This is a genomic window from Leucobacter komagatae, from assembly GCF_006716085.1.
Classification (GTDB): Bacteria; Actinomycetota; Actinomycetes; order Actinomycetales; family Microbacteriaceae; genus Leucobacter; species Leucobacter komagatae.
The window spans coordinates 1,911,594-1,925,544 of the sequence record NZ_VFON01000001.1 but is presented as its reverse complement, the minus strand read 5'-3'; the positions used below and the strand labels follow the sequence as shown (position 1 = coordinate 1,925,544).

The window sequence follows — 13,951 nt, the reverse complement described above, 5'->3', positions numbered from 1 at the left end:
AACTCGGGTAAACATTCGGTTTGGCTTGTAATCTACAAGCATGCACCTAGGGGATCCACAGGGGGGTGGGGCGGGAGCGAGCACGATGGTGCCGACCATGCCCTCCCGGAGCGCGGCCGAAGCGCGGGCGTTCGGCGCGCTCAGCGCGGGCTCGGCACTCGCGGTCCGCGCCGACCGCGGGTTCGGTCGTTCCACCCTGCTTTGGCGGCTGGGCGCGGCCTCGGCGCCACGGGCGGAAACGTCCCTCACCATGCTCGGCAGCCGAGCCCTCAGTGATATCGCGTTCTCGCACCTCGCGTCGCTCGCGACCCGGGTACCCGAGTTCGCGCTTTACTCGAGCGACCCGCTGGCAGCCTCGCGGGCGCTCGCGGAGCGGTTCGCCGGAGACCCGCTTCGCGTGTTCATCGACGATGCCGAGCACGTCGACGCCGCGACCGCCGCGATCGTGACGCAGCTCGCGGCGGTCGGGATCCTGCAACCCGTGCTCGCCGTTCGAAATACCGAGGAGCTTCCTGAGGAGTTTCGGCGCCTTGCCGCCCGAGCCGACACGGTGAACGTCACGCTCGGCGAGATCGACACGACCGATGCCAAGGTAATGCTCGAAGCGCAACTGCAGCAGCCCGTCAATGCCAGCTCCGTGACCCACATGCTCATCGCGGCCGGGGGTGTCCCAGCCGAGCTCGCGCTTGCGGCGCGGCGTGCCGAGTGCGAGGGGCGCTTCGTGAGCGCACGCGGGTACCTGGTGCTTGCGCGAGAGCAGACGACTGAGTCGTCTGAAGCGGCGCAGCAGGCCGCCGAGGAGTGGTTTGCGCACTGCGCGACTGGCGTACCGGCGACGGGGCAGGATCAGATCCTCTCGCTCCTCGCTCCGCTCATCGCCGAGGGTGACGAAGAGGCTCGCCTGCTCGCGGGCAGAATAGAGTCTGGCTCCGGTGACCACGGCCACGCCATGCGGCTCCTCACCCCGCAGCCCGGCGACAGCGAGTACTTCCGGGCGAGCAGCGCACTCTGGCTCTCGCACGTCGGCGAAGAGTTTGACGTTGGTCAGTTCGAGGACTGGGCGGCGAACGAACAGTTCTCACCCACGTTGCGCCTCAGCCTTGTTGCGGTCGCGATGGCGCACGAGGCCTACGCCGGCCGCCCGATTGCGGCGATCGAACGCGGCTTCGGGCTGATCGAGAGCGAACTCTGGGCCAGGGTCTCGGGCCCTGACAGCGGGGCGCTGCTCTACTCGCTTCACCTCGCGATCATCTCCGAGGGGGCTCACGAGTTCACCCACGCGCTGCGCGTGAGCGCCATTAACTGGGACAGGCTCGGAGTCGACCACGGGCTCTTTATTGCCTCGCGGGCGCACGCCGCGATTGAGTACGGGCGCGCTCAGGAGGCGCTCGACCTCACCCACCAGGTGCTTGCCCTGACAGAGCTCGGTGATCCGCTCGGCATCGCTGGTTTCGCCGCGGCGCTCGGCGCTGGGGCAGCGGCGATGCTCGAAAACGTCGAGCAGGCGCGCGAGCTGCTCGGTGTGTACCGCGAGGGGCCACCGTGGAGCGGACAGATGCTGCGGCCCGAGGCAGAGCGGTTCGCGCTCTCTGCGATCCTGCTCGTTGATGGACCCGACGAGGCGCGGCGAGAGACAGCTGCGCTGATCGCGCGTGCGAAGGCGGCGGGGCTGAAACTCCAGGTGATGCGCCTTGAACACGAGGCCTGGCGGCTCGGCCTCACACCCTCCCTCGACGCGCTCTCCGCTTCCGCTGTCGGAGTGGAAGGACAGCGAGCCGCGGCGCTCAGGCTGGCCTCCGACCCCGAGCGGGTCGAAGACGCTGCGAGCTCGATGCACGCCGACGGGCACACGCTGTTCGCTGCGGAACTGCTCTCGGCAGCCTCGCGCGCTGAGCGCGAGGCGGGAAATAAGCTCCGCTCCCAGGCGCTTCTCACTCAAGCGGCGGAGCTCGCCGACCAGCTGCCCGGCGTGAACACCCCGCGCCTTGCTCGGGTTCGGGTCGACCCCGCGCTGCTCACCGCCCGCGAGATCGAGGTGTGCGCGCGGGCGGCGTCGGGCCTCTCGAACGTCGAGATCGCTGATGAACTGTTCCTCTCACAGCGCACGGTCGAGGGGCACCTGCAGCGCGCCTACGCGAAACTCGGTGTGAGTGACCGGCGCCAGCTGCTCCCGCCGGCTGGCGGCGGTACCCTACGCGATTAGTGCCAGAAGCCTACGCAGTTCGGTGTGTCAGGTGGCGATCTCGTTCATAGTGGTGGAGCGCGCCAGTTCGGCGAGCGCGAAACCCCCGAGAAAGCCAGACCCCGTGACCGACCACACCGCTCTCCCCGACAGCCCCCCACGTTCGGGGTACGCGCCGGCGGACGGAACGGACAACGGGTACTTCGGCCCCGACAGCGTGAGTTGGCGAGTCTTCTCCGACCCGGCGGCGCGTCTCGGCATCGCCGCGGGGATACTGCTGCAGGCGCTCAATCCGCTCATGATGCGGCTGCTCGCGGAGACCGCGGGTGGGGGTTCGGGCTTAGGTGCGTCGCGTCCTGGGCAGTACCTCGACACCATCATCTTTGGGGATCGTGTGCACGCCGAAGCGGCAGCTGAAGCAGTCAACGCGCTTCGCGCCGACAGCGCCTGGACCGACCCGCGCACGGGCATGCGGCTGCGCGGTGACAATGAGGAGTGGCGGGCGTGGAGCCACAACGCGCTCGTGTACGGCCTGCTTCGGGCCGCCGAAGCGTTTGGGCCGGAACTCTCGCGCGGCGAGCAGGATCGCTTCATCGTCGAACAGCACACCACCGCGTGCCTGCTGGAAATCGAGGACGAGGCCTTTCTCCCCGCGACGCGGGCGGAGCTCGAGGCGTACCTCGAGCGCAACAGCACGTGGATGGCCCTCACGATCCCCGCCGCGGAGCTTGCCCGCGACCTGAGGCGCCCGGCCGCTGCGGTGGGGCCTGGGGAAGTGGATCCGGTCGCGACGTGGCTCTCCGCGAACCTGCAAGACGCGATTCTGTCGCTGCTGCCAGACTGGGCGCTGCTCCTCTACGGTACTGACGGGCACTCCATGCGGGTGAGCGGGGCGGCGAAGTCCACGCGCACGATCGTCGAATCCGCTAGGCAGAACGCGTCCGTGGCCGACACGGTCGCGGGCGTCACCTCCCGCGTCGAGACCCACAGGTACTGCCCCGCTCGCGGCTTGTGAGGGCGGGGCTGCGACCGGGCAGCAGGGGAGCTGCGGACTGCAGGCGCGTAAGAGCGGGGTGATCTTGGCGTCACCGAATCCGGTAAGCTACTGGAGTTGGCCCCTATAGCTCAGCGGTAGAGCTACGGACTTTTAATCCATAGTCCCGACAGCTCCCGTGGGTTCTCTGCTTCTGAATTTGCAGCAGCCAGCCGTTCAGGTGAAATCATTTTTGTTGATTTCTCGCGAAGCCAGTCGTCACGCAACGAATTCGTCTCGTTGTAACCGTGTCAATGCGCGTCGTCGCCTCTAAGGCGACCATCACGGCATGATCTCTATGAGGTCCAGGGGGAATATCCCCCTGGACCTTTTTGTATTTCAGGAGGAAAAGTGAAGCACCCAAGTCTGGGCTGGTCCGCGACCTTGGACCAGTTCGACAATTACCAGCGAGCGGCCGGACTGAGCCAGAGAACAATCTCTGAGCGAAGGATGATGCTGGCTCGATTTTCGGAATTCGTGAGGACGCCACCAACGTTGGTCGAGCTACGACACTGCGTGGACTTTCTCAACAGACCGCATGCACGAACCGGAGGAGAACTCTCACCAAGTACCAAACAGGTGGAACGCTCCTACCTGCAGGTCTGGGGTGACTGGATGGTTCTTGAGGGATTACTCGCCGTCAGCCCAGCGGCGCGTCTACCGAAGGTCCGAGTTCCTCGAAGGCGAGCGAGGCCGGTACACGTCGAGCACATTCAGCGCCTTCTGCAAGAGCCCTTGTGGCAGCAAACACTGGATCTGATCGTAGTACTCGCCACTACCGGACTACGGATTGGAGAAGCCGTACAGATACGTGGTGAGGACTTCGACCCCGTTACTGGATTCTTGCGAACAGTGCGGAAGGGGGGACTGATTCACTATCTCCCGTTGAACGAATCTGCTCGAGAAGTCGCTGACAGAATGCCGAGCGCCGGCTGGTGGTTTCCGTCTCCATGTAGAAACGCGAAGTTCCCGAATGGTGGAGGGCATATCTTGATGAAGTCTGCATCCACAAAGATCACCTCCGCGTTCCGCAGAATCGGCGTCACTGACCCGATGATCACTGGCCATTCGATCAGGCATTTCTTCGCTAGTTACATGATTGCGAAAGGGGTCCAAGTCCAGGTCGTACAGCAGCTGTTGGGGCATGCATCTCTTGCGACCACCCAGATTTATGTTGAAGTTCGGGACGAAGCACTTGTCGCCGGAGTGCAAGTCCTTCCAGCCTTCGCAGCTACTCACCCCCGCGCTCTAGAGGTCCAGGCGAAGCGAACGAACGGCCCGGTCCTGGACGAACAGATGCGGCTGGCGAGCTAAGGGCCGTCCCGGGAACTCAAACGTAGCGGGGGGTGCGAAAGTGTGCTGGGCGCTAGAAGCATGACGTGTGGGTGTGATTGATAAGTGCACGCCCACACGGCGTGGAAGGTGCTGGAGTCACCGAACAATGGTGCTCGGGCAGAAAGAGGAAGGCCGGCCAGCTGCCGGAGGCCGGCAGTATGCGCGGGGGTGAGCGTCTATGAGCCGACAGCCCCAAGGGCCTGTCGCCCGTCCATAAGGAGATCGATACCGATGCTTGAATTCATTCGCCTACAAATGCCCTGGCTTGCGGTCGCTGCGATAGTGATTGCTGGAGTTCTCGCAATCGGTGGAGGTTGGGGCCGCCTTGCCCTCGCGCTCGTATTGGTGAGCTTAGTGGTCGGGGCTTACTGGATGTTCGTAACCGCTTTTTAGGGCATATCGTGGTTAGTAACGTTTAGTTGGGCGGAAATCTTGCTCCTATTACTTGAATTTGTGGCCCTGCTTTGGGGAATGTCGGCAGCCAGATCTACCATGGTGTTCGAGCATATGTTCGAGCTTGGGGGTTGTTGCGCAGGTAGTCGAAGTGCGTGAGCTGCGTACGGACACGCCGCTCGTCACAGTCGCGCTTGCGAACGTCGACGCCGAATGCGGCTTCCCTTCCCCTTCGCAGGATTACCAAACCAGCGAGATCGACCTCAACGAGCATCTAATGCCGAATCGCCTCTCGACGTTCCTGATCCGCGCTCGTGGGCACAGCATGATCCGTGTCGGCATCTCCGACGGCGACGAACTCATTGTCGACCGGTCGATCTGTGCTGAGGACGGGCACGTCGTGATCGCCGTGGTCGACGGCGAAATGACAGTGAAGCGCCTCTAAACTGACTCACCCTCAACGATGTCCTGTGCACGACGCGTCGTCGCCTCAGCACCACTGCTCCCGCGAGGGAAAGCCCAGACCAGGCGGGGATGTGACTTCGTAGGGCCCTGAGACAAAAGTGCCTCGTCACTGTTGTGTCCGTCCGGCCCGGTTCGGTCGTCCCACACATCGAAGTGACGGAGACACCACCATCATGACCACCAGCCCTGTCACGCGTCAACCAGAAGTGATCATCGGCGTTGATGCGCACAAATACACTCACCATGCGGTAATTCTTACCAGCACTGGGCAGCGAATCGCAGACCACGAATTCCCGGCAACAACCCGTGGCTATGCCGACTTGTTGTCCTGGGCTCACGCCCATGGAAATATTCAGGCGTGTGGGGTGGAATCCACCGGCTCTTACGCTGCCGGACTCGCAAGGTTCCTGATCGATCATCACATCGAGGTCCGAGAAGTGAACACCCCGCACCCGCACACGAAAGCTCGTGTGGGAAAAGATGACGTTATCGACGCTGAGGCTGCCGCCAGGAAAGTGCTTGCTGGCGTCGCGAGCGCTATACCGAAACGAACCGATAGCGTCATAGAGTCGATACGGTTCCTCGCGCTCGCACGTGATTCTGCAGTCAAAGCGCGCACCGCGGCGATATTGCAGCTCCAAGACATGCTGGTCACTGCACCAGCACGTGTCCGAGAGAGCGCTCCAGCTGGCGGGCTGGCCGCGGCACACCATTGCCAAAGTTCCGTGCCGACCATGCACGCCTGAACGATCCTGAGCAAGCTGTCAAGCTTGCGCTGCGTACCCTCGCAGCGCGTATCGGGAACCTCGACGAAGAGATCAAGGGTGTCGAACGTTCCCTCACCGTCCTGGTCCACGAGACCTATCCGACTCTGCTGTCTCGGCTTGGCATCGGGACCATTCACGCGGCTCAGCTTCTGGTTACCGCGGGCGAGAACGTTGAACGCCTGCACACCGAAGCAGCATTCGCGCGGCTATGCGGAGTCGCCCCGGTGCCAGTCTCATCTGGCAAGAGTCATCGGATGCGACTCCACCGAGGCGGGGACCGAAAAACGAACCGTGCGTTGCATATGATCGCGGTGGTCAGGCTCAGATACGACGCCCGAACGGTCGACTATATGCAACGCAGACTCGCTGAAGGACTCTCCAAGAAAGACGTGTTGAGGTGTTTGAAACGGTTCATCGCACGTGAAGTGTTTAATGATCTCAGGAACCACCTCATCGCTGTTTGACGTCTATAGGACCGTCATGCACCAGACCCTTCTTGCATTTTCGGGAGAGGCCGTCACCCGCACTGGCTGGAGACGTACCGTGACCGGGACTCATATCCCATCTAGCCGCCGCATCGCCCCTCCCAGATTGGTACCCTGAAGGTATGAACCTCACTTCGGAGCGCCGATCCAAACGGTCGGCTAGCTTCCGGCCCGAACAAGAGCCGCGCTCCGCGGGGGCCGCGGGCGCCGCAGCGACCAACAGCACCGATACCGACGCTGCCGCAGAGAGCCGCAAGGCCCTCGCCGACCAAATCAGACGCGACCACCAGCGCGGCTTCGGCAAAAGGGGCCTCGGCGTGAAAGTACTCGTTGTGATGGCAGTCGTCGCCGCCTGCGCCGCACTCCTCTGGCTCCAATTCCGCGCTTCCGAACACGCTGCTGACGATGTCGCGGTGCCGAAGCATGCGACCGATAGCTACGGCTTCATCCTTACCGCAGCAGCTCCAGAAGCCGACAGCGAGGCGACTGAGACGGGACACAACGAGGGATTCGTCCCCGTCGTGCTCTACGAGGACTTCCTCTGCGCATCGTGCGGCGTCTTCCACGAACAAGCCAACGCGCTGCTCTCCTCAGAGTTAGCTGACGGCACGATCAGCATCGAGTACCGTCCGTTCGCCTTTCTCGTGAGTGCGTCCTCTGACGAGTACTCGCAGCGCGCCGCAAACGCCGCGGTGTGCGTGGCTGACCTCGCGGGGGTACCGGCCTTCGTGACGATGCGCGACCTCCTGTTTGACCATCAGCCGGCGCCGGGCGCTACCGGCCCGAATGACGCTGAGCTCACCGCGTTCGCAGAGACCGCCGGGGCCGCGGACGCTGCGAGCTGCATCACCGAACGCACGTTCGACGGCTGGGTCGCGCAGGCGCTCAACGCGGCAGTCGACGCGGGCGTTTCGTCCACACCGACTGTCTGGGTCGACGGCGTACCGATCGTGAAGAGCACAGACGGCCGGGAGTCGATGCCGGGCCCCGAAGAGCTACAGTTCATGATCGATAAGGCGACCGAATGAGTCCGCACGACCGTTCCCCAGACTCCCGCGTCTCATGGGAGACCGAGCGAGAGGGGATACCTGAGCGCCCAGGATTCGCCTGGGGTCTGCCCGTCGAGGAACGCATCGCACGCCCGCGCAGGCTCGTCGTTGCCCTGGTGCTTGCGTGCGTCGCCGTTCTGCTCGTCGCCGCAGCGGTGTTGGTCGGCGCGCTGCAGTTCGAGACGCTCGGTAACGCACTTATCGATGCGCTCCCCGAGGACCTCTCGGTGGAGTATTCAGCCGCGGATATCGACAGGGCCGTGCTGGTGCTGTTCGGGGCGCTCGCTGGGCTCTCCCTGGTGCTCGCGTTGCTGCAGGCGCTGAGCATGCGAACGCTGGTGACACACCGCCGACCGGGGGTGCGGGTGACGTGCCTGGTCTTCGTCGCGCTCACTGTCGCTGTGCTTGCCATCGGGATACTCGTACGCGAAGCCGACGCCCTCGACCTCGCGCTCGCAGGAGGGGCGGCACTCAGCATGCTAGTCGCCACAACCCTATCTTTCACCCCGGGAGCCTCGCGGTGGCTGCACCAGCCCGACGAGCGCCGCTCACTCCCGATCGCTGCCCCCTAGCAAGACTCAGGCAGCCCGCCGCAAGGCTCAGGCAGCCGCGAGGCGACTGTGGCCCATCAGGGCGAGGATGAGGCGCTCGCAGCTCTGTTCTGCGACGGCGCAGGCCCTCGCTGTCTCGCGATCGAGCAGTGGGTTGTCGAGCAGTTCGCGCCAGCGCAGGAGGTGCTTCGTTGCCTCGTCGAGCAGCTGTTCGGTGCTCGGGCGGCCACCGCCGAGCACACCGTACCTGCCTGACGCGCCTGACTTCCCGTGCACCCGATCGTCTATGAGTCCAAGCCGCACGGCAGGATCACTCCCCCGGCCACCGAGGAGCCGTTCCAGTTCCGCCGCACGTTCGTCAGACAGCGACAGGCGACCGCTCGCGATGCGCCCGACGAGCTGCATCTCCGTGCAGGTGTGGGAGGCGGCCATGCGCTGATCCACATCGAGGAGCAAGTCTTCTGAGCCGGCAACAGCGCGCTGACGTAGCAGCTGGTGCAGCGCCAGCATGACCGAGTGCGCCTTGAGCTCCGCCGTCCGTTGCGTGAAGTGCACATCGATCACTCGCCGCAGCTCTTCGAGGCCGCTGCGGCGCAGCAGTTCCGCCGAGAGGTCTGGGGCGTCATTGATGCCGCCGCGCAGCAGTGCGATGGCGAGACGGATCCCGTACATCCCAAAGCGGTCGACGAGGTCGATGCGCACGCGCTCCGCAGGGAGCCCCTGGTCGCGGGAGGTGATGAAACGCTCGGCGCTGATGAAGAGCCGTTCGGTCTCGGTGGAGGGCACGGCGGCGAGCGTAGCGAAGGCGGCGAAGTCAGCCTGACGCAGCATCATGGCACCCATTCCGAGGAGGCCGGCGACGGGCACGACAGTCTCGCACACGCCTTCGAGCTCCGGCGAGTTCCGCAGTCGTTGTGCGCTCTCGTTGATCGACACCATCGCAGTGAGTCTCCCCGACGCGAGCTCGTCCGCGCGCGACAGCACCGCAATCGACCCGATCGTCGCGTTGCCGTGTCGGGTACGTTCCGTGAGCGCCCGCATGTACTGCACATCAGACTCGTGCAGCGAGCGCAGCAGGTAGATGACCGCGTCCGCACCCGCCGCACCCTCGTCCGGCAGGAGAAACCTGTCGGTCTCGTGAGACACGTCGTGTGATGCCGATGCAATACCCGGGGTGTCGATAAGCGTAATGCGCCCGATGCCCGGCACCGGCCAGGTCACGTCAATGCGGTCGACATCATCAGAGCTCAGCCCCGCGAGGTCGAGCTCGAGGCGTTCGCGCTGCCGTTTCGCGGGCAGCGCCGCGCTCTCCCCGTTAGTGAGGTGCGCGCGCACGCGCGGCGTCGGGCCGTGGTGGTACCAGGTGACGATGCGTGTGCACTCGCGAGAATCTGTCGGCGCGATCCGCTCACCGAGCAGTCCGTTCAGCAGCGTCGACTTGCCCGCCTTCACCGAGCCGACAAGGGCCACCCGCAGGGGCTCGTCGAGGCGGCGCTCGAGCACCTCAATCTGCTCGTACACATCGGCGTGGAGGTGGTAGAGCTGCTTGGCTGCGGCAAGCAGCTCCTGCGCAGTCGCTCGCTGCTGTGTCATCGTGCACTCCGTACTGATTCGGGGATTGGTGCGGCTAGCGCAGGTTCTGGGGACGCTGGCGTTGAAGCTGCGGTGGCGGGGACTGCGGTCACGGGGCCGCGGACGCGGCCGCTCTGGTGGGTGCGGGTGCACCGACCTCCATCGCCCGGTCGCCGAGCGCGCGCAGGGCTCGCAGTTCGGACGCGACCGCTGCCGCGCGCACGCTGCGTTCGCTTGGGGGCAAGGCCCCGCTGCGCTTCGCAGAGCGGATCGACTCGGCGAGCGACTGCTTGAGGTGCTCAGCGACGGAGACGAAGTGATCACGCAGCACCCGCTTGACCGTGTTCAGGCGGTCACGCGATTCCTTGCTCACCTGGAAGATCGCCTCATCGATGAGTTTGCGCACCGCGACCTTCGCCTCGGCTCGGCGCTGGTCCAGACGCTGCTTTGCGTCCTGCTTGTACGCGAACCCTCCCATGATGAGGCCGGCCACGACAGAGATCGGGTTCACGAGGGCCATGCCCGCGAGGGTGGTCATGAGCCCAAACATGAGCACGCCGCCGTACGAGCCCTTGAGTCCGATCATGAGTTTTTGACCGGCGGAGAGCGAGCCAGAGCGGACGTAATCGAGGTCTCCGATCGCCCGCAGCGCACGGTCTGTGCTCGGGAGCGAGAGATCCGGCACTGAAGAGCGGCCGTCGAGCACGAAGTGCTTGGAGACGACGTCGGCGAGGTGCATGCTGCGCGTGTGCGCCCACACGAAGTTGTCAGAAACTGCCTGCGTGACGGATTCGGCGAGCCACGTGCCCGTGTCCTCCCATGAACGACCGGGATCGCTCGAGTCAATGAGCTGCTCGGCCTCGCGACCGACCTGGCGAAGCCGGTCACGAAGATCGAACTCAATGTCGTCGATGAGCTCGCTCGTACCGTCGGCGAGGGTCTGCTGCCAACGTGCCGAACGCAAGGTGAGGCGTTCAGCCGTCTCCTCGGCCTGCCTGAGGTCCTGAATGATCTCCTCGCCATTTTCGGGGTTACCGATCACCTCAAGTTCCGTGCTGAACACCATCGCGAGCAGTTCGCCGACGGTGTGGATCTCGGAGGCGATGGCGCGGTGCCGTTCAGCGAGCACATCGGCGTGCACGCGGTGCAGGTGTTTCGCAAGCGTGTGGATCCCGGCCTCCTCAATGAGCTCGTTGCCGCGCTGTTGCACAGCGAGTTCGTGGATGAGGGACGAGGTGACGAGGAGTGGGACGTCGATGCCCACGGCGGCGAGGTGTTCGGTATCGGCCGCGACGATATTGCGCCAGTTGTGTTGCAGGTCGCTCTTGCTGACGACGAAGGTGAGGCGCGAGCAGAGCTCGGATGCCTGCCCGAGGAAGACGAGCTCGGGCTCGGTGAGCTCCTGCGTTGCATCGCTCACCATCACGAGGGCATCGGCCTGCGGGAGGAGAGCGAGGTTCGAGGAGGCGCGGACCTGCGCCCTGCCGAAGCCGGGTGTGTCGATGAGTGTCAGGCCACCGGCGAGCAGGCGCCGCGGCAACGCGACGTCGGCGTGCAGGGTACCGAAGATCCCGGAGTCCCCCGCGAGCTCGGTGACGTGCGCGCGGAGCTCCCCCGGGTCGATGGCGGTGCGGATCGACTGCTGTTCACCGGAGAGCTCCGTCACGAGCGTGGCAGTGGTCTGCTCCCCCCAGCGAACCACCGTGGGTACGGAGGTAGCGATGACATCATCAACCGGGCAGACGGGGGCCGAGACGAGGGCGTTCACGAGGGCGCTCTTGCCCTGTTTGAATTGGCCGACGACAACGACACGCACTCCGACATTGCCGAGATCCTGTCTCGCCTGCTCGAGCCGCTCAGCGAGATCGGGCCGGCTCGCGCGCTGGGCGACGTCGATCATCTGCCGGGCGATCATCTCGAGCTGCCGGGCTACGGGCTCGGGGTGGGGAGATGCCATGCGGTCCTCATTTCTCGGGGCTGTGCGGGAAGATACGCGGTGCCGGAAGCGCAGTGCTGGATGTGCGGGGAGGGCACATCCAGCACTGCGCTTCGGTGGCCGCGCGGGCTACATCACAGTGATGTCGGCCGCCACATCGGTGCCACCCGTCTCCGCGGGGACGTCAGCGGCACCGTAGGAGTCACCATAGCTGTACGAGTGGTCGTCGTACGTGTAGCTGTAGCCGGAGATCTCCTCTGCCGGCTCCTCGGTCACGGTGTCCTCGACGGCCGGTGCCTGCGGCACCGAGACATCGCCCACGACCGAAGAGTGGTCGTCGATGACGTCACCGGAGTTCACAGAATGATCGTCGTAACTCGTAGCATCGCCAACGATCGATGAGTGATCGTCGATAACATCACCCGAGTTCACAGAATGATCGTCAATGACGTCACCGGAGGTCACAGAATGATCGTCGGTTACGTCCCCCGAAGTCACTGAATGATCATCAACGGTTGAGTTGTGTGAGTTGTTTGACAGGTCTACCGCGACGGAGCCAACGTTGATCGACTGGTCGTTGGTCTCGGTGAGCGTGACGGTGTTGCCGGAGTCAACAGTGTTGCCCGAGTGGCGGTTGTCAGTCACTTCGTTACCGATGCCACCGACGTTTGAACCGTCTTCCCAGTAGTCGCCGCCCACTGAGTGGTCTTCCGAGAAGTCGACCGAGTTGTCGTTCCCGGTGTTCTCGGCACTGTTCTGGTTCCCACCCACGGTCGTCGAGCTGTCGGAGCTCTCCGAGTTGTCGGAGTGATCAGAGTTATCGGAGTGGTCCGAATTGTCGGAGTTGTCAGAGTTATCGGAATGATCGGAGTTATCCGAGTGATCCGAATTGTCGTTCCCCGTGTTCTCAGCATTGTTCTGGTTGCCCCCGACAGTGGTCGAGTGATCGTCGGAGTTGTCCGAGTGATCCGAGTTGTCCGAGTGATCCGAGTTGTCAGAATGATCCGAATTGTCGTTGCCGGTGTTCTCAGCGTTGTTCTGGTTGCCCCCGACAGTGGTCGAGTGGTCATCCGAGTTGTCAGAATGATCCGAATTGTCATTCCCGGTGTTCTCGGCACTGTTCTGGTTACCCCCGACAGTGGTCGAGTGGTCATCCGAGTTGTCGTTCCCGGTGTTCTCAGCGTTGTGCTGATTTCCACCAACGGTCGTCGAATTGTCCGAGTGATCAGAATTGTCAGAGTTGTCCGAGAGATCGACAGACACATCGCCGACGGTGATCGACTGATCGTGGGTGGTGGTGTTGCCGGTGTTCTCGGCGTTGTTCTGATTCCCGCCGACATGAACAGAGTTATCGTTGCCGGTGTTCTCAGCCTTGTTGTTGTTGCCGCCGACCTTGTCGCCCTGGGCAATCGCGTCGCCGCCGGCGATGACGCCGTCGTCCTGCGCGATGGTCTGGGGGCCACCGAGCGCGAGGTTACCGTCACCCTGGTTCTGGATCGTGTCGCGGCCCGAAGCCTGCGCGGTGTCGGTTGCGACGATGTTCCCGTCACCGGTGATAATAGGGTCGTCAGTCACCAGGTCGCCACCGAGTGCAAGGCCACCCTTGCCAGCGAAGGCCTGCTGCACATCGCCGTCGCTCCAGATGTTCTGAATAACGCCACTGTTGTCGAAGTTCGAGACAGCCACGTTCTTCACGATGTGCTGCACCATTTCGGCTGGGGTCGCGCCACCACCAGCAATGGCGACCGCTCCGCCCGCTGCGTTCGCGATAACGGGGGTGATGGCGTCGACGTCTGCGCAAGAGACGCCGCCGAGGCCAGCGGATGCCATCACTGCGGAGGGATCCGCCATGAAGTCTTCGGCCTTCGTCGGATCGCCGAGCAGACTCAGAATGAAACGGAGAAGCTCCGTCGAGGTTACAGCCATGAATAGCTCCTAGAGACACAGCCCACCGAGGGTCGACGAGCGTTACATTCACCGTAAGTTCCAAGCCCACCCCCATGCGACGGGGCGGATCCCCCTGATGCGTGCCCTAGTTGCCGTTTTCAGAGGTGCCCTTCGGCCGGGGGTGATTAGGGGATGGATTAGGGGATTTGGCGTCGGGTATCGGCGATCTCCCCTATGAGCCCCGGAGTAGGGTGGGGAAGGAAATTCCCGTGGTTGCGGTGTGACCACGGTACGGA

11 protein-coding genes are annotated in these 13,951 nt (G+C 63.9%); 8 read left to right on the top strand and 3 right to left on the bottom strand.

Annotation, left to right across the window (positions count from 1 at the left end; translation table 11 throughout):
* Positions 1-97: 97 nt before the first annotated feature.
* From FB468_RS08770 to FB468_RS08740, 8 genes are all read left to right on the top strand, one after another.
* Entirely contained in the window at positions 98-2,203 is a 2,106-nt protein-coding gene (locus FB468_RS08770; protein WP_170219683.1) for a response regulator transcription factor, read from the top strand.
* A 103-nt stretch (positions 2,204-2,306) separates the two neighbouring features.
* Positions 2,307-3,197, top strand: a complete 891-nt coding sequence (locus tag FB468_RS08765) for an oxygenase MpaB family protein (protein WP_170219682.1) — start codon at positions 2,307-2,309, stop codon at positions 3,195-3,197.
* Between the two features lie 468 nt (positions 3,198-3,665).
* Complete coding sequence (locus tag FB468_RS17670) at positions 3,666-4,529, top strand: tyrosine-type recombinase/integrase (RefSeq protein WP_425324743.1); 864 nt, start codon at positions 3,666-3,668, stop codon at positions 4,527-4,529.
* Positions 4,530-5,094: 565 nt separating this feature from the next.
* Positions 5,095-5,388 (top strand): S24 family peptidase, encoded by a 294-nt coding sequence (locus FB468_RS17255; protein WP_211359111.1) that lies wholly within the window; start codon positions 5,095-5,097, stop codon positions 5,386-5,388.
* A 193-nt stretch (positions 5,389-5,581) separates the two neighbouring features.
* A complete protein-coding gene (locus FB468_RS17395) occupies positions 5,582-6,154 on the top strand; it encodes an IS110 family transposase (RefSeq protein ID WP_246055819.1) in 573 nt (190 codons plus the stop codon).
* A complete protein-coding gene (locus tag FB468_RS17390; RefSeq protein WP_246055818.1) occupies positions 6,121-6,639 on the top strand; it encodes a transposase in 519 nt (172 codons plus the stop codon). The genes FB468_RS17395 and FB468_RS17390 overlap by 34 nt, the downstream gene beginning before the upstream one ends.
* 143 nt (positions 6,640-6,782) lie before the next feature.
* On the top strand, positions 6,783-7,688 hold the full coding sequence (locus tag FB468_RS08745; RefSeq protein ID WP_141887002.1) for a DsbA family protein: 906 nt from the start codon (positions 6,783-6,785) through the stop codon (positions 7,686-7,688).
* Positions 7,685-8,281, top strand: coding sequence for a hypothetical protein (locus tag FB468_RS08740; protein WP_141887001.1), 597 nt, complete (start codon positions 7,685-7,687; stop codon positions 8,279-8,281). Before FB468_RS08745 ends, FB468_RS08740 begins: the two co-directional genes overlap by 4 nt.
* Before the next feature lie 27 nt (positions 8,282-8,308).
* On the opposite strand, the gene FB468_RS08735 is transcribed toward FB468_RS08740, so the two are convergent.
* From FB468_RS08735 to FB468_RS08725, 3 genes are all read right to left on the bottom strand, one after another.
* Positions 8,309-9,853: a dynamin family protein gene (locus FB468_RS08735; protein WP_141887000.1), complete on the bottom strand. Its 1,545-nt coding sequence runs from the start codon at positions 9,851-9,853 to the stop codon at positions 8,309-8,311.
* An 88-nt stretch (positions 9,854-9,941) separates the two neighbouring features.
* On the bottom strand, positions 9,942-11,789 hold the full coding sequence (locus FB468_RS08730) for a dynamin family protein (protein ID WP_141886999.1): 1,848 nt from the start codon (positions 11,787-11,789) through the stop codon (positions 9,942-9,944).
* A gap of 108 nt (positions 11,790-11,897) precedes the next feature.
* Complete coding sequence (locus FB468_RS08725; RefSeq protein WP_141886998.1) at positions 11,898-13,694, bottom strand: IniB N-terminal domain-containing protein; 1,797 nt, start codon at positions 13,692-13,694, stop codon at positions 11,898-11,900.
* Positions 13,695-13,951: the final 257 nt, after the last annotated feature.